This window comes from Aneurinibacillus migulanus (assembly GCF_001274715.1).
In the GTDB taxonomy this organism is placed as follows: Bacteria; Bacillota; Bacilli; order Aneurinibacillales; family Aneurinibacillaceae; genus Aneurinibacillus; species Aneurinibacillus migulanus.
This window is the reverse complement of sequence record NZ_LGUG01000004.1, coordinates 1,583,049-1,606,344: the sequence shown is the minus strand read 5'-3', so window position 1 is coordinate 1,606,344 and position 23,296 is coordinate 1,583,049. Positions and strand designations below refer to the sequence as shown.

The 23,296-nt window shown below is 47.5% G+C and carries 23 protein-coding genes; 1 reads left to right on the top strand and 22 read right to left on the bottom strand.

Going from position 1 to position 23,296, the window contains the following annotated elements:
* Nucleotides 1–75: 75 nt before the first annotated feature.
* The 19 genes from pyrE to AF333_RS09540 form a co-directional block, all read right to left on the bottom strand.
* Entirely contained in the window at nt 76–717 is a 642-nt protein-coding gene (gene pyrE, locus AF333_RS09630) for an orotate phosphoribosyltransferase (RefSeq protein WP_043066046.1), read from the bottom strand.
* A complete protein-coding gene (gene pyrF, locus AF333_RS09625; protein ID WP_043066047.1) occupies nt 707–1,432 on the bottom strand; it encodes an orotidine-5'-phosphate decarboxylase in 726 nt (241 codons plus the stop codon). The genes pyrE and pyrF overlap by 11 nt, the downstream gene beginning before the upstream one ends.
* Nucleotides 1,429–2,361 carry a dihydroorotate dehydrogenase gene (locus AF333_RS09620; protein ID WP_043066048.1) on the bottom strand — a complete coding sequence of 311 codons (933 nt, stop codon included), beginning with the start codon at nt 2,359–2,361 and terminating at the stop codon, nt 1,429–1,431. Before AF333_RS09620 ends, pyrF begins: the two co-directional genes overlap by 4 nt.
* Nucleotides 2,358–3,155, bottom strand: coding sequence for a dihydroorotate dehydrogenase electron transfer subunit (locus AF333_RS09615; protein WP_043066049.1), 798 nt, complete (start codon nt 3,153–3,155; stop codon nt 2,358–2,360). The genes AF333_RS09620 and AF333_RS09615 overlap by 4 nt, the downstream gene beginning before the upstream one ends.
* Entirely contained in the window at nt 3,148–6,375 is a 3,228-nt protein-coding gene (gene carB, locus AF333_RS09610) for a carbamoyl-phosphate synthase large subunit (protein WP_043066050.1), read from the bottom strand. Before carB ends, AF333_RS09615 begins: the two co-directional genes overlap by 8 nt.
* Nucleotides 6,359–7,462, bottom strand: coding sequence for a glutamine-hydrolyzing carbamoyl-phosphate synthase small subunit (gene carA, locus AF333_RS09605; RefSeq protein ID WP_043066051.1), 1,104 nt, complete (start codon nt 7,460–7,462; stop codon nt 6,359–6,361). The genes carB and carA overlap by 17 nt, the downstream gene beginning before the upstream one ends.
* Nucleotides 7,462–8,760 (bottom strand): dihydroorotase, encoded by a 1,299-nt coding sequence (locus tag AF333_RS09600; RefSeq protein WP_043066052.1) that lies wholly within the window; start codon nt 8,758–8,760, stop codon nt 7,462–7,464. Before AF333_RS09600 ends, carA begins: the two co-directional genes overlap by 1 nt.
* 235 nt (nt 8,761–8,995) lie before the next feature.
* Nucleotides 8,996–10,372: a uracil-xanthine permease family protein gene (locus AF333_RS09595; protein WP_043066053.1), complete on the bottom strand. Its 1,377-nt coding sequence runs from the start codon at nt 10,370–10,372 to the stop codon at nt 8,996–8,998.
* 75 nt (nt 10,373–10,447) lie between these two features.
* The gene (gene pyrR, locus AF333_RS09590) at nt 10,448–10,999 is read right to left on the bottom strand and encodes a bifunctional pyr operon transcriptional regulator/uracil phosphoribosyltransferase PyrR (protein ID WP_043066185.1); all 552 of its coding nucleotides are present in this window, start codon (nt 10,997–10,999) and stop codon (nt 10,448–10,450) included.
* A 426-nt stretch (nt 11,000–11,425) separates the two neighbouring features.
* Entirely contained in the window at nt 11,426–12,355 is a 930-nt protein-coding gene (locus tag AF333_RS09585) for an RluA family pseudouridine synthase (protein WP_043066054.1), read from the bottom strand.
* Nucleotides 12,348–12,815, bottom strand: a complete 468-nt coding sequence (lspA, locus tag AF333_RS09580; RefSeq protein ID WP_043066186.1) for a signal peptidase II — start codon at nt 12,813–12,815, stop codon at nt 12,348–12,350. The genes AF333_RS09585 and lspA overlap by 8 nt, the downstream gene beginning before the upstream one ends.
* 30 nt (nt 12,816–12,845) lie before the next feature.
* Complete coding sequence (gene ileS, locus AF333_RS09575) at nt 12,846–15,617, bottom strand: isoleucine--tRNA ligase (RefSeq protein ID WP_043066055.1); 2,772 nt, start codon at nt 15,615–15,617, stop codon at nt 12,846–12,848.
* Between the two features lie 169 nt (nt 15,618–15,786).
* The gene (locus tag AF333_RS09570; RefSeq protein ID WP_043066056.1) at nt 15,787–16,281 is read right to left on the bottom strand and encodes a DivIVA domain-containing protein; all 495 of its coding nucleotides are present in this window, start codon (nt 16,279–16,281) and stop codon (nt 15,787–15,789) included.
* Between the two features lie 210 nt (nt 16,282–16,491).
* Complete coding sequence (locus AF333_RS09565; protein WP_407638637.1) at nt 16,492–17,259, bottom strand: YlmH family RNA-binding protein; 768 nt, start codon at nt 17,257–17,259, stop codon at nt 16,492–16,494.
* A gap of 10 nt (nt 17,260–17,269) precedes the next feature.
* Nucleotides 17,270–17,533, bottom strand: coding sequence for a YggT family protein (locus AF333_RS09560; protein WP_043066058.1), 264 nt, complete (start codon nt 17,531–17,533; stop codon nt 17,270–17,272).
* Between the two features lie 17 nt (nt 17,534–17,550).
* Nucleotides 17,551–17,994 carry a cell division protein SepF gene (locus AF333_RS09555; RefSeq protein WP_043066059.1) on the bottom strand — a complete coding sequence of 148 codons (444 nt, stop codon included), beginning with the start codon at nt 17,992–17,994 and terminating at the stop codon, nt 17,551–17,553.
* Nucleotides 17,995–18,022: 28 nt separating this feature from the next.
* Nucleotides 18,023–18,715 (bottom strand): YggS family pyridoxal phosphate-dependent enzyme, encoded by a 693-nt coding sequence (locus AF333_RS09550; RefSeq protein ID WP_235356083.1) that lies wholly within the window; start codon nt 18,713–18,715, stop codon nt 18,023–18,025.
* A gap of 9 nt (nt 18,716–18,724) precedes the next feature.
* Nucleotides 18,725–19,552 (bottom strand): peptidoglycan editing factor PgeF, encoded by an 828-nt coding sequence (pgeF, locus tag AF333_RS09545; RefSeq protein ID WP_043066060.1) that lies wholly within the window; start codon nt 19,550–19,552, stop codon nt 18,725–18,727.
* 69 nt (nt 19,553–19,621) lie between these two features.
* On the bottom strand, nt 19,622–19,912 hold the full coding sequence (locus AF333_RS09540; RefSeq protein WP_043066061.1) for a YlmC/YmxH family sporulation protein: 291 nt from the start codon (nt 19,910–19,912) through the stop codon (nt 19,622–19,624).
* Between the two features lie 209 nt (nt 19,913–20,121).
* Between AF333_RS09540 and AF333_RS09535 the strand changes: the two genes are divergently transcribed.
* Nucleotides 20,122–20,901 carry a basic amino acid ABC transporter substrate-binding protein gene (locus tag AF333_RS09535; RefSeq protein WP_052520821.1) on the top strand — a complete coding sequence of 260 codons (780 nt, stop codon included), beginning with the start codon at nt 20,122–20,124 and terminating at the stop codon, nt 20,899–20,901.
* Nucleotides 20,902–20,969: 68 nt separating this feature from the next.
* Here the strand turns inward: AF333_RS09535 and AF333_RS09530 are convergent, their stop codons facing one another.
* The 3 genes from AF333_RS09530 to AF333_RS09520 are packed head-to-tail and all read right to left on the bottom strand — an operon-like array spanning nt 20,970 to nt 23,254.
* A complete protein-coding gene (locus AF333_RS09530; protein WP_043066063.1) occupies nt 20,970–21,998 on the bottom strand; it encodes a hypothetical protein in 1,029 nt (342 codons plus the stop codon).
* Entirely contained in the window at nt 21,991–22,872 is an 882-nt protein-coding gene (locus AF333_RS09525; RefSeq protein ID WP_043066064.1) for an ABC transporter ATP-binding protein, read from the bottom strand. The genes AF333_RS09530 and AF333_RS09525 overlap by 8 nt, the downstream gene beginning before the upstream one ends.
* A complete protein-coding gene (locus AF333_RS09520; RefSeq protein ID WP_043066065.1) occupies nt 22,865–23,254 on the bottom strand; it encodes a GntR family transcriptional regulator in 390 nt (129 codons plus the stop codon). Before AF333_RS09520 ends, AF333_RS09525 begins: the two co-directional genes overlap by 8 nt.
* Nucleotides 23,255–23,296 lie beyond the last annotated feature (42 nt).

Genomic DNA, 23,296 nt, shown 5'->3' with positions numbered 1-23,296 from the left:
CCGCTCGTCCCTTCAAAAAATAGGGACAGCCACTTGGTATACCCTGCACGTGCTTTTCTACTTACAGCTACCTTATTATCCTTTGTACGCCTGCGGATTTTCACGCCAGGCTTTCAACGTCTCAATTTGCTCCGGACGAATCGTACCTTTCTCTTTGGCAACGTCGAGAAGAGTTGTGTAATTGCTAAGTGTCTCGAATGTAAAGCCCGCTTCTGCAAACGCCTGCTCCGCCGTAGGGAATTGGTAGGAGAAAATCGCCAGTACGGCCAGTACTTCTCCTCCCGCTTCCTGCACTGCACGAGCCGCTTCAATCGAACTGCCGCCAGTGGAGATTAAATCTTCGATAACGATAACTTTAGCACCGGCCGCAAGCCTACCCTCGATTTGATTACCTTTACCATGCCCTTTCGGCTTGGAACGCACATACGCCATCGGCAACCCCATCTCTTCGGCCACCCATGCCGCATGAGGAATGCCCGCGGTTGCTGTTCCAGCGATAACCTGAGCTTCTCCGTACTTTTCCCGAATCTGTGCAGCAAAAGAACGATATATTAACTGCCGGACTTCAGGATAGGACATAGTCATTCGGTTATCGCAGTAAATCGGGCTTTTTATACCGGATGTCCAGGTGAATGGTTCATCCGGACGCAGGGCCACCGCGTCAATATCCAACAAATTTTCCGCAATTTGTCGTGCTGTATCTGTATTAGTCGGCATATTGCTTTACTCCTTCCAAAATGTCGTGCAAGGCCTGTTGAGGCTTCTCTGCCTGTGTAATCGCCCGGCCTACTACGATGTAGTCAGAGCCGAGGGCAAACGCTTCTTCCGGGGTCGTAATGCGATGCTGATCGCCTGTATCCGTACCTTTTGGACGGATGCCTGGGGTTACTGTCAAAAACGAAGTCCCACATGCTTCTTTAATCAACGGTACTTCTTTCGGCGAGGCAACTACACCATCCAGACCGGCCTCCTGTACAAGACGTGCATAGCGAACAACACATTCTTCCACACTGCCGACAATGCCCAACTCTGTGTTTAGCATTTCCTGTGTCGTACTTGTTAACTGAGTGACGCCAATTAATAATGGACGCTGCGCACCAGCAGGTGTACCTTTTTCCAATCCTTCGCGTGCCGCCTCCATCATTTTGCGCCCGCCGGCTGCATGAACATTAACCATATCCACCCCAAGTCCGGCTACACTTTGCATCGCGCCCTTTGCCGTATTAGGTATATCATGCACTTTCAAGTCGAGAAACACAGAATAGCCTTTATTCTTTAATCGGCTTACATAGTCTGGACCAGCCGCGTAGTATAACTGCATGCCTACTTTTACGTACACGCCTGTTCCTTCAAGCATATCAACGCAGCGGTTCGCTTCTGTTACTCCCGGGAAATCGAGCGCTACCATAATTCGTTTGTTCATCTCACTCATCTCTTCCACCCCGCCCCCGTCAGTTCGCCAATGGTCTGAACACCGTAGTGGTCCAGCTTTGCTTCCAACTCATCAATAATCGTAGGGCATATAAGCGGGTCGACGAAATTGGCCGTACCAACCGCTACCGCCGATGCACCAGCCATAAAGAATTCGATGACATCATCCGCCGATTGAATGCCCCCCATACCGATAATTGGAATGCTTACCTGTTGACTAACTTCATAAATCATGCGAATCGCAACCGGTTTAATCGCCGGGCCGGACAACCCTCCAGTGCCGTTTGCAAGAATGGGACGGCGTGTTTTCAAATCAATGCGCATGCCGAGCAGCGTATTAATCATACTAAGTCCATCTGCACCGGCTGCTTCTACCGCCTTGGCAATGGTGACAACATCCGTAACGTTTGGTGATAATTTGACAAACACCGGCACCTTGCTGACTTTTTTTATTTCTGCCGTCAACTGTCCCGCAATCTCCGGGTCTGTACCAAATGTAATTCCACCGCATTTAACGTTCGGACACGAGATGTTCAATTCAATTCCCGCCACGTTCGGCGCTTCGCTCACTCGTTCCGCTACTTTTATATAATCATCCGTTACTGTACCAGCTACATTAACGATGACGGGCAGTTGGTCAAATTTCTCAAGCCAGGGAAGTTCATAGGCCATGACATCATCAAGCCCGGGATTTTGTAGACCAATCGCGTTCAGCATACCACCCGGTGTTTCCGCGACACGCGGCGTCGGATTTCCTTGACGCTCCTCTACGGTGGTTGCTTTTACGGCAACTGCACCCAGCTTATTCAAATCATAAAACTGGGCATATTCACGCCCGAAGCCAAAGCAGCCGGACGCGGGCATCACCGGATTTTTCATTTCAATGCCTGCGATATTAACCGCAAGGCGGTTCTTTGCTGATGTCGTCATACGAGCTGCACCTCCCCGAATGCAAAGACGGGTCCGTCAGAACAGATTTTGCGGTATTTCTTGCCTTCACCCGGCTCTTGAACCGGACAGACACAGGCGAGACAGGCACCGATTCCACAGCCCATGCGTTGCTCGAGCGAAATGTAGCCTTCTTTACCTGCCGCCTGGTATGTATCCTGTAGCGCGCGCAGCATCGGTAGCGGACCACATGAATACAAAACATCCCAATCTGACGTTTTCAATCCGTATTCTTCTGTCAGTACATCTGTAACCAGACCTTTTATGCCAGCCGTCCCGTCGAGGGTAACGACATGGACTTCACCCAGCTCAGCCAGCTCACGTTTCAGAAATACCTGCGAGGCCGTACCAAATCCGATGACAAATGTTACACGTACGCCTCGTTTTTTCAGTTCTTTACCAAGATAATAGAGCGGCGGGACTCCAATGCCACCTCCGACAAGCAACGCGTGTTCGCCAACTTTGCGTCCTTCTACCGGAAACCCTTCTCCCAATGGACCAAGAATGTCCAACGGCTGCCCTGGTACGTATTGACTTAATACATGTGTACCATGACCTTCCGCACGGTAGATCATCGTTAATCTGCGGCGTTCGATGTCTACATCACAAATACTGATAGGACGGCGCAACAATGGATCAATACCTGTGCCACATTTAACATGGACGAACTGGCCAGGCTGCGTCATGCAGCCTACCAGATCTCCCTCCACTTCCAACCGGAAAATTCGTTCGGCAATGCTCGAATTAGAAATGACGTTAAGCACGCCCTTATTCATGCACATACGCCCCCTCTGGTGCTGAAAAGCGCGGCATAGACTCAGCGCTGAACGTAATTGCTTCGAGTACACGAAGCAGCGCTTGTGCCGTATCAAGCGATGTCAGGCAGACTACACCATTCTCCGCTGACTCACGGCGGATGCGGAATCCGTCACGCTCAGGGGTTTTGCCTTTCGTCAATGTATTCAACACGAAGCTTGCTTCCCCTTCACGGATGATGTCAAGCATATTCGGCGACGCTTCGTTTACTTTGCGCACGCACGTTACGCTCATTCCTTTACCTTCCAGGTAACGCGCCGTTCCTTCTGTTGCCAATAATTTAAAGCCAAGACGATGGAAGCTTTTAATAATATCGAGTGCTTCTTCTTTGTCTTTGTCAGCAACCGTCACCAGCAGCGAACCATGCGTTGGAATGCTCATACCGGAAGCAATAAGCCCTTTATATAGTGCTTTAGCCAAATTTGTGTCGCGTCCCATAACCTCACCCGTTGATTTCATCTCCGGCCCAAGTGTCGTGTCAACACGGCGAAGCTTGGCGAAAGAGAATACCGGAACTTTTACAGAAACATGAGCCGCTTCCGGATGATATCCCGGCGTGTAACCGAGTTCTGGAATTGTACTGCCAAGAATCACTTTAGTAGCAATGTTGGCCATCGGCAAGTTCGTGATTTTGCTCAAGAACGGTACGGTACGGGAAGAACGCGGGTTAACCTCCAGCACGTATGCCTTGTTTTTATGGATGACGAATTGGATGTTAAGCAAGCCTTTGATTTGCAGACCCCGTGCAATACGAGTCGTCATATCAATTAATTCTTCTTTTAGCTGGCTTGAGATGGTCTGCGCCGGATATACGGCAATCGAGTCGCCCGAGTGAACCCCGGCCCGTTCGATATGCTCCATAATTCCCGGAATCAGCACATTCTCACCATCGCTAATTGCGTCCACTTCTACTTCCGCACCCATCAGGTACGTATCGACAAGTACCGGATGATCCGGATTGATTTTAACCGCTTCGCGCATGTATGTCAGTAATTCCTGCTCATTATAGACGATTTCCATGGCGCGGCCGCCCAATACGTAAGACGGGCGGACAAGTACCGGATACCCGAGAGAATCCGCAGCTTCTACTGCAGCTTCTACCGTCGTTACCGTTTTACCTGGCGGCTGTGCAATATCCAGTGAACGAAGCAGCTTTTCGAATTTTTCCCGGTCTTCCGCCGCATCGATATTGGCCAAGTCCGTTCCAAGAATTTTTACACCGGCTTCTTCGAGGGCAGCCGCCAGATTAATGGCTGTCTGACCACCGAATTGTACGATAACGCCTTCTGGCTTTTCCTTCTCGATGATATGCAGTACATCTTCGATGTAAAGCGGTTCGAAGTAAAGGCGATCCGAGGTGCTGAAATCGGTCGAGACTGTCTCTGGATTGTTATTAATAATAACTGCTTCATAGCCCATTTCTTTCAATGCCCAGACAGCGTGCACTGTCGAATAGTCGAACTCGATGCCCTGCCCAATGCGAATCGGACCGGAGCCAAGTACGATGACGCGTGGTTTGCCCGTCTCTTCCCGTTCGTCTTCATCTTCGTAGGTAGAATAGTAATACGGTGTTGCCGCTTCGAATTCAGCGGCACATGTGTCTACCATTTTGTAGACCGGGATAAGGCCGGCTTCTTTACGCTGGGCTTCAACGTCCGAGGATGAAAGTCCAGTGACCTCTGCGATTCGGCGGTCTGTAAAGCCCATACGCTTAGCTTGGCGCAGCATTTCCATATTAAATGTACGGGAAGCTACTGCTTCTGCCATTTCCTGTTCGAGACAAATAATATTTTTAAACTTCGCAAGGAAGAAGTAATCTATTTTCGTCAGCTTATGAATCTGTTCCTCAGTCATGCCACGACGCATTCCTTCCATGATAAGGAATAAGCGCTCGTCATCCGCTTTTACTAGGCGGCGTTCCAATTCTTCCTGACTGAGTTCTTTTGCTTCTGGCAATTCCAAGCTATGCAAGCCGATTTCAAGCGATCGCACGGCTTTGTGCAACGACTCTTCCAGCGTACGGCCGATAGCCATAACCTCACCGGTCGCTTTCATCTGTGTACCTAGCTTACGGTTAGCGGAGATGAATTTATCGAATGGCCAGCGCGGGATTTTCGTTACGATATAATCGAGCGTTGGTTCAAAGCATGCATATGTCTGCTCTGTTACCGGGTTTTTCAACTCGTCCAGCGTGTAACCTACCGCGATTTTCGCTGCCATTTTCGCGATGGGATAACCAGTCGCTTTAGAAGCCAAAGCAGATGAGCGGCTTACGCGCGGGTTTACCTCAATGATGTAATATTGGAAGCTGTCCGGATCAAGCGCCAGCTGTACATTGCATCCACCCTGAATGTTGAGCGCACGGATAATCTTCAACGAAGATGAGCGCAACATTTGATATTCACGGTCTGACATCGTCTGACTCGGCGCTACGACGATACTATCGCCAGTGTGAATGCCGACCGGGTCAATGTTCTCCATGTTACATACGACGATGGCATTATCAGCTGCATCACGCATAACTTCGTATTCGATTTCTTTGAAACCCGCAATACTTTTCTCTACAAGGCACTGAGTAATGGGGCTGTATTTCAGACCGCTGGCAACAATTTCCCGCAGTTCTTCTTCGTTGGTTACAATACCGCCTCCTGTACCACCCAGTGTATAAGCGGGACGAACAATAATCGGATAACCAATGCGTTCAGCAAACGCTAACGCTTCTTCTACCGTATGGATAATATCACTCGGTGGTACCGGCTCGCCAATTTCCTGCATCAGGCTGCGGAACAGTTCACGATCCTCTGCTTTTTTAATAGCTTCAAGATCCGTTCCAAGCAATGCTACGTTCTCTTCCTTCAGAATGCCTGCTTCATCTAGTTCCATCGCGAGATTTAGCCCTGTTTGCCCCCCAAGGGTAGCCAGCAAGCCGTCCGGTTTCTCTTGGCGGATGATGCGTGTGACGAATTCTTTCGTCAACGGTTCGATGTATACTTTATCGGCCATGTTTGTATCGGTCATAATTGTCGCCGGGTTACTATTGACCAGGATGACTTCGAACCCTTCTTCCTTTAGTGCCTGGCAAGCCTGGGTTCCAGCATAATCGAATTCTGCGGCCTGTCCGATGACAATCGGACCTGAGCCAATCACAAGGATTTTCTTGATGTTATCGAGTCGTGGCATGCGCTTTTTCCCCCTTAACGAATGTGGCTACCTGCTCTAGGAAGCGGTCGAATAAGTAATTGGAATCGTATGGTCCCGGCGCGGCTTCTGGGTGATACTGTACAGAAAACGCCGCATGTTTTTTATGAATAAGACCTTCTACCGTCCCGTCATTGAGCGCGATGTGGCTAATCTCAAGGTCAGTGTTCATCACTGACTCAGCGGATACGGCATAGCCATGGTTTTGCGAAGTAATATGTGTACGGCCGGTAGCAAGCTCCTTCACCGGGTGATTGCCACCCCGATGACCAAACTTCATGCGCTCTGTATCAGCACCACATGCTAGTGCGAACAATTGATGGCCGAGACAGATGCCGAACAGTGGATACTCGCCAAGAATCTCTTGCGTCATACGAATGGCTTCCGGAACGCTCTTCGGGTCTCCCGGTCCGTTAGACAGCAGAATTCCATCCGGACGAATACGGCGAATTTCATCAGCGGTCACGTTGTACGGAGCGACAATAACATCACAACCCCGGTTGGTCAATTCGCGTAGAATACCATACTTGGCTCCGAAATCGACCAGTACGATACGCGGGCCTCGGCCCGGAACTGGGAAAAGATTTTTCGTAGAAACGCGGGATACCTGACCCTCCATTAGCGGAGCTTCCAGTTTTTCTAGCAACGATTCTACAGATTCACCCGATGTGGTAATCACACCTTTAAGTGTACCGTGCTGACGAATGATTCGCGTTAGTTTGCGTGTATCTACTTCTGCAATGCCTGGAATACCATACTCTTTCAGCATCGCATCGATTGTTTGCTCGTTGCGCCAGTTGTTTGGCACCTCGCAATGCTCCCTAACAACGAACCCGTGTAAGAACGGGCGCATGGATTCAAAATCATCGCGGCTAACCCCATAGTTTCCAATCATAGGATACGTCATTGTAACAATCTGTCCGCAGTACGATGGGTCGGACAATACTTCCTGGTAGCCCGTGATCCCGGTGTTGAATACGACCTCGCCGAGTGACTCTTCTTCCGCCCCAAATGATTTTCCGATGAATACTGTACCGTCTTCCAATACAAGTCTCGCTTGTTTTGCCATTATTGTCTCGCTCCTTCGCTGTTCATCTCATCTGTCTGCCATACCACTTGGCCTTCTAGCATAGTCAATACCGGCCAACCTTTCAATTTCCAGCCGGTGAATGGCGTGTTATGTCCTTTGCTTGCAAATTCTTCTGGGTTTACTTCTTTTTCTATCTCCAAATCAATGACCGCGATATCGGCAACTGCTCCTTCCTGCAGGGTGCCCCATGGCAAATTGAAAACGTCCGCCGGCACTTTCGTCATTCGTTCAACAATCTCCTGCAGCGTGAACGCACCTGTAAGCACTAGTTTCGTGTAAAGGAGTGGAAAAGCCGTTTCTAGACCGACGATACCGAATGGCGCAAGCTCCATGCCGCGCTGTTTTTCTTCCGTCGTGTGCGGTGCGTGGTCAGTGACAATCATGTCAATGGTGCCATCTTTTAGTCCTTCAATAAGTGCATCACGGTCGCGGCGGGAACGCAGTGGCGGATTCATTTTATAATTGGCGTCCAGCGCTGGAATATCCTCGTCGCACAGCAAGAGATGATGCGGACATACTTCTGCTGTCACCCGTGCACCGCGCTGTTTCGCTTCACGTACCAGGCGTACTGATTCAACCGTACTGATGTGGCATACGTGATAGTGCGCGCCTGTCGCTTCGGCTAGCAGTATATCACGGCCGACATGAATGGATTCTGCTTCAGACGGGATTCCTTTTAAGCCATGCTTTTCGCTGAATATGCCTTCGTGTACGCAACCTCCTTCAGCTAGGCTATCATCTTCACAATGTGCTATAACTGGAAGACCTAGCTCTGTTGCCATTTTCATTGCATCTTTCATCATTTTGCTTGTCTGTACGCCTACACCATCATCGGATACTGCGATAACTCCAGCTTCTTTCAGTGCTGCCATATCAGTCAACTCTTTGCCGAGTTCTCGTACTGTAATAGCGCCAATCGGCAGGACACGGGCACTGCCTTCTGCTTCTGTTTTGCTAAGGATTTGCTTTACTGTTTCTGGCGTGTCAATGACAGGGCGCGTATTCGGCATACACGCTACCGTAGTGAATCCGCCGCGCGCTGCAGACGCTGTCCCTGTAGCAATCGTCTCTTTCGCTTCGAATCCTGGTTCCCGCAGATGAACATGCATATCGATAAAGCCCGGTGTAACCAGCTTACCCGCTGCGTCAATCACCTTGTGGTCAGCCGTTTCTAAATCGTCCGCAATTTTTTCGATGGTGTTTCCCTCAATTAAGATATCTTTCGTTACCAGTTCTCCGTTTATTAACAATTGACCATTTCGCAAAATTGTACCCATTGTATTCTCCCCTTTATCGTAAGTAATGTTCAATTTGTGCTGTTTTTGTATACGCTAAGCAAAAAGGGCTTCCTACCGTCCCATTCGGTAAGAAGCCCTGTCGTATATGCACTCGGAAAAAAGAGCCCGTCTTTCTCATTCATCCGTCGTTACGATCGGACCGCAGGCTACTCTCCCCTGTTCCACATACATCACGGCATCCTTACCAGGCTCACGGGACTGTTTTAAAGGATGATTATGATGCTTGCTTATGCAATTGTTCGTTTTGGTTACCATTGTTTCCGAAAGCGACATCCTTATTTGGCAGCACCGCATGCAGCACAATGCCAAGGAAGGTAGCCATCGCAATATTGTCGATGGTCAGGTGGGCAATAAAATTGCTGAACGTTATTTCGTGGAAGTCCAATTTGAACCCTCCGATTCCGGTTACGAGCACAATCGCTGCAACCACCATATTTCGCTTATGGGAAAAGTCAATGTTATGTTCAACATACATGCGCATACCTTGTACAGCAATAATACCGAACAGCACAATCGTAACGCCGCCCAATACCGGCTTCGGAATTGTCATAAGGAAGGCGCCGATTTTACCTACGAAGGCGAACAGGATGGCAAAGCAGGCTGCACCTGCAATAACCATACGGCTGTACACTTTCGTCATGGCTAGAACGCCCATATTCTCCCCGTATGTCGTGCTCGGTGGGCCACCCAAGAAGGAGGCGAAAATAACCGCTACCCCATCACCTGCAATCGAGCGATGCAAACCCGGGTCGCGCATGAGGTCACGATTCATAATATTGGCCGTCACCAACAGGTGACCGATATGCTCAGCCAGCGTAACAAAGGCGACCGGTGCAATAATGAGCGCAGCCATCCACGAAGCTGGAGACGTAAACGCGTCAAGTACTTGGCCGGTAATGAAGTGTTCTTTTACCCACATGCTCGGTGTAATAAAGAGCGGCGCTGCCGCTATGCTTTTAAAGTCAATCCATTCCGGGTGGCGAATGTACGTATAGGCATAGCCAACAACCATTCCCATTAACACCGGAAGCACGGATAAGAAACCGCGGAAGAACAAATTAGCAACTACTGTCATCGCCAAGGTCACAAACGCCACTTCCACTGCAGCAAGTGAGTAGGCAGGTTTTGCCGGGTCGCTTAGCGGGTCATTCAATGCCCATCCGACTGCTACACCGGAAAGACTTAAACCGATAACGATAATAATCGATGCGATAAGAACAGGCGGAAGCAGGCGATTAAGCCAGTTAATCCCGGCTAGCTTAACAATGAGCGCTACCACAAGGTAGACCAGACCGGCAATGAAACAGCCGAGCATCGCTGTGCCAACCCCCTGACTTGCGCTTACCGTAATAATCGGACCGATAAAAGCAAAGGAGGACCCTAGATAGTTCGGCAATTTACCCCTTGTAATCAGTAAGAACAGGAGCGTGCCAATCCCACTCGTCAGCAGCGCGACGGATACGTCAAGCCCTGTCAGAAGCGGTACCAGCACAGTCGACCCGAACATGGCAAACAAATGCTGCAAACTCAGCGGTATAAGCTTCTGAATAGCAGGCGTTTCGTGTACATCAATATAGTCCTTCTTTGTCATTTTGTTTTCTCCTTCCTTACCAGTCTCACAGGACTGAGTTAAAGGGTATGTTTGGATTCACTTACCTTGGTTGTTTTACTTGTTTTTCTCTAAAATTGTCACACACTCACGTTTATCGACTTCCGCAAGCTCCACAACAATCATCTCTTCCTTAGAAGTTGGTACGTTCTTGCCAACATAATCCGGTCGGATTGGGAGCTCGCGGTGTCCGCGATCGATGAGTACCGCCAATTGAATCATCTCTGGGCGCCCGATATCCATCAGCGCATCCAGTGCAGCTCGTACCGTACGGCCTGTAAAAAGCACATCATCGACGAGAATTACTTTCTTATTCGTGATATCTTCATCAATTTCACTGCCTTTAATCGTCGGCTGAGCCTGTTTACGGGTCAAATCATCTCTGTAAAGCGTAATGTCTAGCTCCCCAACAGCTATTCTTTGGCCTTCGATTTGCGCAACGCGCTCTGCGAGGCGTTGCGCCAGGTAAATCCCTCTTGTACGGATACCGATAAGCACACAATTTTCTACGCCTTTATTTCGCTCAATAATCTCATGGGCAATCCGGGTCAGCGCCCGGCGCATAGCAGCTTCATCCAGAAGTACATTCTTTTCTTTCCACTCATTCATCGTCGTCACGCTTCTCTCCTTACGTACATAAAATTATTTTGCCCGTAAACTAAATGATCAGGCATAAAAAAAGCTTTCTGCGAGAGGCAGAAAGCTTTTCAGGTTCAAGAAAAATCAGGAGTATACACAACTCCCCATCTTTACTGAACATGTCCGATTTCCTTGCCAGCCTCACAGGACTGAATTAAAGGTTTCTTTGTAGTTAAATGAAGTATGCCATAAAATCAGTAAACTGTCAACTATTTCTCCAGCATGTTCTAAATAAAAAAACTCGCGGGCACCTCCCCTCGTCCTTTTTCGGCAAAGAAGCGAAACGGTCCCTGTGTGACATGAAGGTCGAGGTGGCAAAACATCTAAAAAAGCAGGAGTTGAAGTAAAATACAGTGCGCATTCTCCTTCAACCTTCCTGCTTTGCATAGGATACATTTATTCCAGTCTAAGCCGGGCCAGAATCGCTTCCATATCATCCGGCAGTTGTGCATGGAACTCCAAATGCTCTCCTGTTGCAGGATGATCGAACCCGAGCGTTTTCGCATGCAGCGCCTGTCCTTCAATAGAAAATAGATTCTTCGGCCCGTATTTCGGATCACCGACCAACGGATGTCCGATATACTTCATATGCACACGAATTTGATGCGTCCGTCCGGTTTCCAGTTTCATTTCAACAAGCGTATGCTCTTTAAACCGCTCCAGCACAACAAAGTGCGAGATGGCAGGCTTGCTGTTTTCAAATACGACCGCCATTTGCTGACGGTTCTTCGGATCACGGCCAATCGGCGCATCAATGGTTCCTTTTTCATGTGAGATGACCCCGTGCACAAGTGCAATATAGCGACGGGTAACCGTATGAGCTTTCAATTGATTCGCTAGCGACTCATGTGCTTTGTCATTTTTGGCCGCCATTAGCAAACCAGATGTATCTTTATCAATTCGGTGCACGATACCAGGACGAAGTACACCGTTAATGCCTGATAAATCCCGGCAATGATACAGCAGCGCATTGACCAATGTACCAGAATAATGACCCGGTGCCGGATGAACGACCAACCCACGTTGCTTGTTCACTACAATAACGTCACCATCTTCATATACGACGTCGAGCGGAATGTTCTCCGGCTGAATATCGACTTCACGCGCCGGAGGCACCGTCAGCGTTATTTCGTCATCTTCCTGCAGGCGGTAGTTGCCTTTAACCGGTTTGCCGTTTACCATAAGCAATCCATCTTTAATCCAGCCCTGAAGTTGACTACGGGACCAGTCTTCCTGTACAGTGGCTAGGAACTTGTCCACGCGTTCTCCAATATCTTCGGGCTCTACCATCCAATCGTGGTGTTCATAACGTTCTTCGTTATTCATATTTGCGATCCCGTCCGTTCATCAATAACTCCCGGATGCCGTCGATTACAAATAAACCGACACCAATGACAATCGCCGAATCGGCTATATTAAAAATCGGGAAGTTAATTAACGTAAAATCAAAAAAGTCGACCACTTCTCCCGTCAGCACACGGTCATAGAAATTGCCAACCGCGCCGCCGAGAATAAGCGCCAGTGCTAAGGAGACAAGTTTACTCTCTCTATGCGTCTTCCATAAATACCATATAATCCCGACGATAATCGCTATGGTAATTACAATAAAGAAGCCGCGCTGGTTCTGTAAAATCCCGAAAGCCGCTCCCCTATTCCTGTGAGAAGTTAGATGGAATACCCCTTCCCACAAGGGGATGGACTGGCCAAACTCCATATAGGTCACGACCAGCCATTTCGTTATGCGATCGGCAAAGAACACAAGAAGTGCAATCACATAATAATAAATCAAAAGATTTCCTCCCGCCTCCGCGCGTCGCTACGCGTTTACTTCCTGTTTAACAACCGTTGCGCAGCGCGAGCACAATGTTGGATGGTCAGCATCGATTCCTACTTCAGGCGTGATAATCCAGCAACGTTCGCATTTCTCGCCTTCCGCCGGTTTCACCACAACCGCAAGCCCTTCAAGCTGTACAGCATCCTCTGGCGACTTCTCGGAGGAAGGATAAAGCATTACATGCGAAGCGATAAACAGTTCTTTTAAACGCTCTTCCGCTTCTTTCAACGCTTTTTCTGCCTCTTCACCTGGATAAATCGCTACGGAAGCAGAGAGTGATTGACCGATGATTTTCTCACGACGCGCTTCCTCAAGCGCTTTGTTCACTTCATCACGAATTTCCACCAGACGGTCCCACTTCGCCTCAAGCGCTTCATCCAATTGTTTCGCATCAGCCTCAGGCATATCCGTCAACTGTACGCTTTCAACGTCTGTGCCCGGGATGTAGTTCCATACTTCATCCGCCGTATGTGGAATGATAGGAGCAACCAACCGGACAAGATCCAGAAGAATATCATACATAACTGTCTGTGCTGAACGACGACGTAGCGACTTCTCTGCATCTGCATACAAGCGGTCCTTAGAAATGTCAAGATAGAATGAACTAAGCTCAAGCGAGCAGAAATTATGAATTGTGTTGTATACCGTATGGAACTGATACTCTTTGTACGCTGTGCGTACCTTCTGAATCATTTTCTGATTTTTCAACACCATATAGCGGTCCAGTTCATCGAGTTGTTCGTACGGTAAGCGATCCGCCTTCGGATCGAACCCTTCCAGATTGCCGAGCAAGAAGCGGAATGTGTTACGAATTTTGCGGTACGCTTCTGCAATTTGCTTCAAAATGGCGTCAGATATGCGTACATCTGATTGGTAATCAACGGATGCTACCCACAGGCGCAATATATCTGCACCGAGTTGATCCATAATCTTCTTTGGCACGATAACATTGCCGAGAGATTTGGACATTTTACGTCCTTCTCCGTCCAGCGTAAAGCCATGGCTTAATACTGCTTTGTACGGCGCGCGTCCGTATACAGCTACCGCAGTCGACAATGATGAGTTGAACCAACCACGGTACTGATCGGATCCTTCTAAATACAAATCAGCCGGCCATGCCAGATCTTCACGCTCACGCAATACTGCTTCATGGCTGGAGCCGGAGTCGAACCATACATCCATAATGTCCGTCTCTTTGCGGAAGTGTTTGCCGCCACAATGCTGGCACACCATCCCTTCCGGTAGCAGTTCTTTCGTTTCCTTCGCGAACCAGACAGAAGATCCTTCGCGGCGGAATAAATCAGAAACATGGTTAATCGTATCGTCATTAATCAACGCCTCATTGCAATCGAGACAGTAGAAGATTGGAATCGGAACACCCCAGACACGCTGGCGGGAGATGCACCAATCTCCACGATCGGCGATCATATTATGTAGACGCTGTTCGCCCCAGTGAGGCATCCATTTCACGTCCTTAATCGCTGCAAGCATTTCCTGACGGAAGCCGTCTATGGATGCAAACCACTGCTCAGTCGCACGGAAAATAATCGGCTGCTTTGAACGCCAATCATGCGGGTACGAGTGCGTAATAAAATTCATATGCAGAAGAGCACCCGCTTCTTTTAGCTTTTCGGTAATCAGCTTGTTGGCGTCATCATAGAATACGCCCTCAAAGCCTGGCGCTTCCTTCGTCATGATTCCCTTGCCATCTACCGGGCATAAAACATCAAGTCCGTACTTCTGTCCAAGATAGAAGTCATCCTCCCCGTGTCCTGGAGCAGTATGAACACAACCGGTACCGGCATCAAGCGTAACGTGCTCGCCCGGCAAAACCGGAGATGTACGATCATAGAGCGGGTGACGACATACGACACCTTCCAGCTCAGCACCTTTATATTCAGCTACAACCTCATACGTTTCCCATCCGATCGTTTGCGCCACATTTTCCAACAAACCGGAAGCAATTAGGAACTTTTCCCCTTCTGTTTTAATGAGGGAATATTCCAGCTCAGGATGGGCAGCGATCGCTAGGTTGGCAGGAATGGTCCACGGTGTGGTCGTCCAGATAACGACTTTGTCGCCTTCCGTCAGTTTTCCGTTCCCCTCGATAACCGGGAACGCCACATAAATCGAAGCAGAACGCTTATCTTTATATTCAATTTCGGCTTCTGCCAGCGCTGTCTCAGATGAAGGAGACCAGTACACAGCTTTAAGGCCTTTGTAGATATAACCTTTTTTCGCCATCTCTCCAAAGATTTTAACCTGACGCGCCTCATATTCAGGCTTCAGCGTAATGTATGGGTTATCCCAGTCACCGCGTACACCGAGACGTTTAAACTGATCTCTTTGCTTATCAACATATTTATAGGCATAATCCGCGCAACGCTCACGAAATTCAACGACGCCAACTTTATGACGGTCGATTTTTTCGTTTTTAATAATGGCATGCTCTATCGGAAGACCATGTGTATCCCAGCCTGGGACATACGGTGCATCAAAGCCTGACATCGACTTGGAGCGAACGATAAAATCTTTCAACACTTTATTCAGCGCGTGCCCAATATGAATATCACCGTTAGCATATGGTGGTCCGTCATGCAAAATGAATTTAGGGCGCCCGTTAGTACGAGCTTGTACTTTTTTATAGATATTGTTCTCTTCCCATCGGGCCTGCATCTCAGGCTCACGAGTCGGCAGACCTCCCCGCATCGGGAAATCTGTCTTTGGCAGTTTCAGAGTTTTACTGTAATCCATCCTCGTTTCATCTCCCACAGTGAGTATACTAAATAGCAAAATAGCCTTCCCAACCCATCTAAACGGGACGAGAAGGCTACTAAATATCCCTTTTGAAGAAACCTGGTTATCTTAAGAATTATAGACCAGTTATTGTCCCAACGTCAACTAACACGGGTAGCATACGGTGTTACTCTGTCATATTTTTGGCGAGGTCTTCCTCGATTTTCTCGAAGTTCTCCCAATCGCCGTTCTCAAGCATTTCCAGCTGCGCTTCCAAGATAGAGCGGAAACGCATGCGGTACACGGAAGCTCGGCGTTTAAGCTCATCGATTTCAGAGACGAGTTTGCGTGATTTTGCAAGCGCCTCGTTAATCAGTCGATCCGCGTTCTTCTCGGCTTCCTTAATGATAAGCTGTGCCTCTTTACGTGCGTTGGATTTTAATTCATCCGCCGTCTCTTGCGCCATTATAAGCGACTTCTTCAATGTCTCTTCAATATTGGCGAATTGTGAGAGCTTCTCGTTCAGCGTAGCAACCCTCTCTTCGAGCTGACGCTTTTCTTTCAGCATAATATCAAACTCTTTAATAATCTGATCAAGAAACTCATTTACTTGATCTTCATCATATCCGCGGAATACGCGGCTAAATTCTTTATTATGAATATCCAATGGTGTTAACGACACACCGATCCACCTCCTATAAAGTGAAACTTCACTCAGTGGGGGGGTTCGTACGTCCCCCACTGAGTGTTAGTTGAACTTATCGGGCCTTTAGGGGCAGTTTATCCTTCACCTATACTTCCTCGATTTCTCCAAGTCTTGAGGTAGGGGATTACTGCCCATTAAGGCGAGACAAATCTTACAAACCGCACTATGGATATAGCAAGCAATGACTCAATCAAAAACTGCAACTTCCATTTTTATTCGTCCTTTTTTCGTTTCTCCGCCAATCTCGGTCACCTTAAACCTACCAAGTCCTTTGAACGAGACGACATCTCCTTCTTCAAGCCGAAATGAAGGATCATTGACCTCACGCCAGTTTACCTTCGCCCTTCCGTTCTGAATCGGAGCAATGACTTTTGCCCGTGAAAGACGGTACACGTCTCCAATCACGGCGTCAAGTCTCGGCGATTGTACGGTAAACGAAAGTGGACGAAACGACTGCCTAGGTACAATCACCTCATCAAGCGGTCTGGACTCCACCGTAACATGAATCCGGTGGACCTGAGTCATATGTAAACGCACATACTCAGCGATTTCTTCTGCAACGATAAGTTGTGCGCTGTCCTTATGGACAAGTATATCTCCAAATTTTTCTCTTTTTATACCTAGACCGAGAAGCGAACCAAGATAATCGCGATGCTCAAGCGAAAGAAACTCATTGCTGCCTTTCACTTCAAGCAGCTTTAACCCAAACTCCTCTCGCTCCGGTTCCATATACTCGGGATGGAGGATTCCGCGTACGCGCTCAGCCCCTTCATATCCGCCACATGATGCAAAATATACGCCGGCTCCCCGGCCTGCTAGCGCCTGTAAAATAAATGCCTGACGCGGATCAAGAAAATCCGTACGAATGACTTCGTACCGGTCGCTAACACGGCTTGTCCACTCCAGCACCCGTTCCACGAACGGATGCTCATCCCGCCGGAAATGCTGATGCAAATCCATTGGATTACACCAGTGAAGACAGGATACTGAAAAGTCCGATTCGTGCAAAATGCAAAGCAAACAACGCAACAATCGGCGAGATGTCAATCATGCCAAGGGGCGGAATAAAGCGGCGGAAAATCTGTAGATATGGTTCCACCAACCGGCCCAGCATTTCCCCAAACGATGTCTCGCGTAATTGGGGAAGCCATGACATTAAAATATAAATAATGATCATGTAATAATAAACATTGAATGCAAATTCAATAATCCCAAAAAGTTGACCCATTTTTTCACCTCGGCTGCTTAACCTCTGTCATCAAACATCATTTCTGTAATATTGCCCTGCATCTCCATATTCTCAGGCAGGCACAAAAACGTCTTATGCCCAATACGCTGAATCGTTCCGTTAATAGCGTACACCGTACCGCCCAAAAAGTCGATAATCCGCTTTGCCTGTTCTGCTGGGACACGCTGCAAATTAATGACGACACCTCGTCTGGAGCAAAGGTGGTCCGCAATCTCTTGAACCTCTTCATAAGATTTCGGCTCCACTAGCATGACACGGGGCGTCTGTTCTTTGACGGCATGCAGGCTGACGACATTATTACCCTGACGGTTTTTGCGCGGCTTAACGTACGAATCTTCCTCTTCTTCATACTCCGTACGTTCGTCGATGACTTCTTCTTCATAATATTCCGCATCGCCACCAAGCCCTAAAAACTCCTTGATTTTGTTAACGACGCCCATGTACATCGCTCTCCTTACATAAATAATCTCAATTTCGTTCGTCACCAACCAACGTAGATCCTAACCGAATAAACGTAGCTCCTTCTTCCACAGCAATATGATAATCGTTCGACATGCCCATGCTCAAATGTTCAAGTGGGAGATTCGGATACTGCTCTTGCATACGTTCGCGAAGCTCACGAAGTTTCTGAAAAACCCATCTCACCTCTTCCGGATTTTCCACATACGGCGCCATTGTCATGAAACCGTTCGCCTTGATGTGAGGCATATCATGAATAGCTGCAAGAAAGTCCGGTACCTCCTGAGGTGTAAGACCATGCTTGGTCTCTTCACCTGAGATGTTAACCTGAACCATACAGCGGGTCGCAATATCATGCTGTTCGCCACGCTTGTTCAATTCCTTCGCTAAGGACAGACGATCAAGCGAATGAACATATGCAAAACGACCAATCATATCCCGCACTTTATTTGTTTGCAGGTGGCCAATAAAATGCCACATGGCCATCTCCTCGCTGAGTGCTTCCCACTTAGGCACAGCATCCTGCGTACGGCTCTCGCCGATATGGCGGATGCCTGCCTCAAGTGCTGCGCGTGTCGTTTCTAACGATACATATTTAGTTACCGCCACGATTTGCACTTCTGACGAAGAGCGCCCTGCTCGTTCACAGCTAGATTGAATGGTTGCTTGTACTTGTCGCAAATTCTCTGTAATATATGACAACGTCTTTCCTTACCCCTCTTTCAATGCGATAAAAGCTGCCATCCGACCTGTCTTTCCATTTTCTTTCCGATGAGAGAAGAACAAGTCCGTTCGACAACTTGTACATAAATGACTCACTTCGATATGTGCAGGCAAAATTCCTGCCTCCTCAAGCAAAATTCGATTTGTTTCTTGTAAATTCAACATATATTTTCCAGCTTCAGTTCCTGGTTTCAGAACGCATGAGGCTTTATCTCCCACCGCCTCTTTCACCCGATCCGACACCATATCATTCACTTCATAACAGCATGATCCAATGGATGGACCAATGGCGGCATAGATGTCTTCTGGAGCGATATTCCACGTCTGCTTCATCACCTGTACCATTCCGGGACCGATGCGCGCCACTGTCCCCCGCCATCCGGCATGGGCTACCCCGAGAACCTGCGCGCCCGGTGCGTAGAAGAAGAGAGGGACACAATCAGCATAGAAAGACGCCAGAAAAACATTCGGTTTGTCTGTAAGCAATCCATCTGTCTCCACAATCGCTTCATCATGCGCCGCTCTGCCTGCACCTATATCTTCTTCCGCAATAATATGAATCCCGTTTCCGTGCACCTGATCCGCGCACGTAAAAGCCGTGTAGGAAAATCCATTCTCACAAGCAAGCTTTCGTCTATTCTCAATCACATGCTCTGCGGTATCGCCTACATGCAGTCCACAATTGAAACTAGCGAACGAATTCTGACTCGCTCCGCCCTTCCGCGTGGAAAAACCGGCCACAAGCTGAGGCCACCTGCGTTCCCAGCTTTCAAGATGCAGCATGAACTCCCGCTCCCGCATGATAAATGGTTCCATTCTCTTCCCTCCTCATAAGAATCTTACCATTCTCTTTCCTATAAGAAAAGAAAGAAAGGAACGCGGGTGTTAGGGACGATACCCTCCTTCTGCAGCTTCCGGTTTTGTAAATGGCATCATATCATCCAAACGAACAAGAATGACATCTCTGCCGATTTTGACGATATTACGCCACGGGATAGTAATGTCTTCCCCTCCGCCAAAGAAACCAAAGAATTTTCCGTTTCCCTTACCCGGCACGACAATTGCTTCCACTCGTCCTGCCTGAAGGTTGATTTCCAAGTCAGTCACCTGTCCCAGGTTTTTTCCATCTAATATATTTACCACATCTTTCTCCTGAAATTCCGAAACTTTGACCATCTCCTGTTCACCTCACTTTTTACACACATACCGTTTGATACTGCAATAACGGCCCGCTTGTATCAGTATATGAAGGAATCTGGAGAAATGTCCTAAAAGGTCCTCTTATATTTTCGGGACTTGTCAGAATAAGCACTCGGTTGTATACTTATTCGCGTATGTTTATGAATAAACAATATGGTTACTAAGCAATGGAGGTCAACATACACATGAAAAAGAAATTCTCATTGTTGTTTCTTGCATGTCTGTTTGTCTTTGCTCTTGCTGGATGCGGAGGCGGAGCAAAAGAAGGAAGCACATCCGTAAGCGGAAAAAAAATCACGGTCGGAACCGACGCTTCCTTCCCGCCGTTTGAATCCATGTCTCCGACAGGGGATCCTGAGGGCTTCGATATTGACTTAATTAAAGCGATTGCCGAAACGCAAAATATCGAGGTTCAAGTTAAACACACTGGATGGGATGCAATGATGGCCGGACTTGAGGACGGCTCTGTCGATGTAGGAATTGCAGGCATTACAATTACAGATGATCGCAAAAAATCATTTGATTTTACTACGCCGTACTTCACTGCGAAACAAGTTATTCTTATGAAAAAAGACGCTCCTGCCGTAAATAAAGTCGCTGATTTGAAAGGCAAAAAAATCGGTGTGCAATCCGGAACGACCGGACAATTTCTCGTGGAAGAACATCTTGGTAAAGGATACAGTGGCCTGAAAGGCTTCGAAGAAGTAGCAGGTGCTATCGAAGATATGAAAAACGGCCGTATCGATGCTGTAGTCGCTGATAATGCCGTAGTGAAGAAATTTATGGAGCAACTAAAGCTTGATAATGTAAACATTATTGAAGATACATCCGCCAAGCAGGAGCAATACGGTATCGCTGTGAAGAAAGGGAACAAAGAGCTGCTCGATAAACTTAATAAAGGTCTTACCGCTGTAAAAGAAAACGGCAAATACGACGAAATCTATAATAAGTATTTAGGAAGATAATCCTCAAAGGAAAAGCTGCCCTACGCATAACGCTGGGCAGCTTTTCTTTATAGTTGTCTCTCTATCGTCTATACTTTGAAACGGATTTTCATTATTTTTCGCATTAGTACTAGTGTTACCAATCCGCCCCCAATAAATCCTAGATAATATGGTAAAAGTAACGTTGTCCGATTACTATCAAGATCAGGAACAGTCAGCACCGTTAAAAACATCCCGAGAGATAAGGCAAAACATAAGGCAACGCCAGCTTTGAATGCAGTCTGTAGCTGCGGAAATAAAATGATGCATCCATTGTACTCTAGTCGATTGTTCCGGTAGCAATACAGTCCGAGAGGCAAAAACACCACGATATACGATAGCGGCCCCCATATGTGAATATACTCGCCCGCGACTATCTCTCTTCCCCCCACCACGTGGAAAAATAAAGTAAAGTCAATCACTAGTTTAAAAATAGGTAAATTAAATATATTACCTATGTCTCTTCCGAGATTTACATAAACAAAGAACATAACAATGGCCATAAATCCAAGCGGGAAGACGCTGAGAATTCCCGTTAAAATCGTTTGCGCCGCTGCGCTTCCTGTAATCGTCCCTATAAACAATGCAAATGTATAAATTCCCGTTATAATAATGACAGTAAAAACTACATCTTTTATGTGATAGAATCCGTTCAAATGATCGGCAAAAGGAGAGAACAATATAATAAGAACATCGATGATTGTATTACCTAAAAGCGCTCCTGCAAGAAAGACAACACCAATCCCCCACTTGATCAAAAACACATGCGCTCTCGAAAACGGCAACGAAAACGTAAAATCATTTTGTAAATTTCGCCGCTCCACCCCGATAAGCGAAGCAGCCAATATGACCATCAGTAGGGCGAGAACAACATTGCGCATGAAAAACAACCCTTCTGTCGCGGCGTAGAACGACTCCGCACTTACATCATGGTTATACGTATGTTCATAGTATGTAAGCCAATTCCAGATAAGAAATCCTCGCGCCACTCCCATAAATAGCAGGCAGACAATAGGAATTAACCAAAGCAGCAATTTCGCCTGCCGATACTCCTTCTTCCATAATGCATGCTTAAACATGTCTCTCTCCTCCTAATTTAAAGACGTATACATCTTCAAGTCGGATCGGCATCTTCTCGAGCAGGAGCGGCTGCTCCACTTCAAATAGACGCACTGTATCTGTTCCGCTTTCTTCAATTAAAACCGTATATACGCGTCCCACTTTACTAATTACTCTCACATTCGGCATTTCAAGCAAAGCAGCAGGTGCTTCGTCTTTAAATACAATCTGCAATTTATGTAACGAATTTTTTAATTGTTCAAGCACCGTTACCTCTTCTACTCGTCCGTTCTTCAGCCAGATGACCGTATCGGCAATACGCTCAATTTCTTCCAGATGATGCGAGGAAATAATGAGTGACACACCTGTTTCCGCTACTTCTTCCACTAGGTAGGCAAGTACCTGCTTCTTCACAATCGGGTCGAGTCCGTTTGTCGGTTCGTCGAGCAAGATAAGTCTCACCCGTGCAGAGAATGCCATAATCATTGCAGTAAGTGCCTTCATTCCCTTAGAGAAGTGTTTGATTTTTTTCCGGCGCGGCAACTCGAACCGTTCCATAAGCTGACCATAATATGCTTTATTAAATGCTGGATATATCGCTGCATAGAAATCCGCCCATTCATCAGGCGTGTAGCCAACAAATACTTCGGTTGAGTCGGGAACATACACAAATTGACGTCTATATTCCGGAAAACGGTGTACATCCTTCCCCTCAAACTCGACGCATCCTTCCTCTGGATCCAAAATTCCTGTCATCGTTCGTAGCAGCGTTGTTTTCCCGGCTCCGTTGCGTCCGAGCAGTCCAACAATCGAACCCTGCTCAATTTCAAATGAAACTTCGCATAATGTGGGCCGGCCATCGATCTCTTTTGACAAGTGTTTTACACTAAGCATCCTTATCCCTCCCTAGTTCTCTCATATATTCATCCACCCAATCCTTGAATTGCTCGATGCTAATTCCAAGATAAAACGCTTCTACTGTCAGTTGCCTGAGCGACATTTGAAACTGTTCGAGTCGCTCCTGTTCCATCCTTGGCGAGGTTCTTTTAGAGACAAACGTTCCTTTGCCACGCAGCGTTTCGATTACACCTTGGCGCTCCAATTCTTGGTACGCTTTACTGACTGTATTTGGGTTCACTAGAAGACTGGCCGATAACTCCCGTACGGATGGAAGTTTTTCTCCTCCTTGCAGCATCCCTTTAAGAATCGCTTCTTTCATTTGCTGGATAATTTGCTCGTAAATAGGTAACGCACTTCGTTCATTAATCGTAATCAATTTTTCGCCTCCTTTCTTTAATCTTATATGTATTAAGTGTAT